A 1029-nucleotide genomic window follows, 5' to 3' on the forward strand; every position below is an offset into this window, starting at 1 on the left:
ATGGTTTCGGGATCGGCTCTAAGAACATTGAGGGCGAGGCGCCGAAGTATGGCGTGGTTGGCGGCTGTGTTGTTCTTGCGGCCTCTGATGTGATCTTCGCCGAGCAGGACGTCGAGTTGCCAGTGCAGGTCATTCTCGATGCTCCAGTGGCGGCGGACTGTGGCGAGCAGTTCGCGTGCCGGCATTTTGCGCGACAGCGCATAGCAGCGGACCTTGTGTGTGGTCTTGCCCTCGACGGTGCGCCAGCTTTCGACACGGCCGATGGCGCAAAGGTCGACGAGGGTATTCTTGCCCGGCGTCTGCGCGAAGGGAATGACGAAGGCGCGCCGCACCTCGTGACGACCATGCGCTTGCTCTTCGGTTCGATGGACCTTGGTTGCCTTGCTGGCCGCCGCCTTGTCGAGCGCGGCGTTGGCTTCGGTGGCCAGTTTCGACTGGTTGCCTTTGATGGCGATCACGTAGTGGCCGCCGCCCTCGCGCACGGTCTTGGTCATGCGCCGATGGCAGTGCAAAGCGTCGGCGGTGACGGTCAACCCCTTGAGCGACAGCAGTTCGAGCGCCGTGATTGCGGCCTGCACCTCGCCGCCCTCCTGCGCCACGGTCTGGGCCAGGCTCATGAAGGTGTCGCAGCCAAAGGCGGTCACCACCAGAGGCGGCATATGCGAGCGGCCCTTGGCGTAGGCGCGTCTGAGGCTCTTGCCGTCGATGGCGACCTGGCCTGTCGGCGCATCGATGCGCGCCTGCGCGCCGAAAGCGGCCATGAAGCGCATGAAGGCATCGTTGAGGGCGACAGGATCGAGAGCCGCCAGCACCCGGCTGAAGGTGTCGTGGCTGGGCGCACCGCGTTCGAGCGGGATGAACTGCCGCAACAGATCGAGCCGGCTCTTGGCAAACAACTCCATTTCCGTGCAGTGCGTCGCCCCGCAAAGCACCGCCGCAAGCGCCACGAACAAAATCTCCGGCAACGGGTGCTGCGCGGTCAAGTCCCGCGGGTCCGGGACCTCGCCGAATACATCCAGAAACACCATC

1 protein-coding gene is annotated in these 1029 nt (G+C 64.6%); it reads right to left on the reverse strand.

The window, feature by feature from the left end; genetic code table 11:
- Positions 1-983, reverse strand: a 983-nt coding sequence (locus tag P9236_RS30650) for an ISAs1 family transposase (protein WP_278078208.1), incomplete at its 3' end; no start/stop codon positions are given.
- Positions 984-1029 lie beyond the last annotated feature (46 nt).

Origin of the sequence: Mesorhizobium sp. WSM4884 (genome assembly GCF_029625675.1) — a bacterium.
GTDB lineage: Bacteria > Pseudomonadota > Alphaproteobacteria > Rhizobiales > Rhizobiaceae > Mesorhizobium.